This window comes from Micromonospora echinofusca (assembly GCF_017614955.1).
GTDB classification, from domain to species: Bacteria; Actinomycetota; Actinomycetes; order Mycobacteriales; family Micromonosporaceae; genus Micromonospora; species Micromonospora echinofusca_A.
Map to the genome: position 1 here is coordinate 1 of NZ_WVUH01000746.1, position 428 is coordinate 428.

The following is a 428-nucleotide window of genomic DNA, read 5'->3' on the forward strand; positions in this document are numbered from 1 at the left end:
CCCCACAACCGGTCGAACGCCGGCTGCATCGACGCCACGATCCCGTACTCCACGAACCCCGCGATCAACCGCTTGTTCATGATCTCCGCGTGCTCCACCCGGTGCCGCGCCGCCCGAACCCGGTCGACCCCCAACACCTGCGCCGCACCCGCGAAACCCGCCAGCACCGTCGCGATCGCCGCATCACCGATCGCGTGGAACCCGCCCTGCATCCCCAGCGCCGCACAATCCAACAGATGCTCCCGCACCTGCTCCGCACTCACGTACCCGTGCCCACACCCACCCGACTCGCCATCCAGGTACGGCTGCGACACATGCGCCGTCCGCGACCCCAACGCCCCATCCGCGTACAGGTCACCACCGGCACCCACCGCACCCAACTCCCGGGCCTTCGCCGCCCCCAGCAGCTCACCCCAGTAGCCGTACAC

1 protein-coding gene is annotated in these 428 nt (G+C 69.9%); it reads right to left on the reverse strand.

Translation table 11 applies throughout. From position 1 onward, the window contains the following. A partial coding sequence (locus tag GSF22_RS34205; protein ID WP_208817996.1) for an amidohydrolase family protein occupies window positions 1–428 on the reverse strand: 428 nt, incomplete at both ends.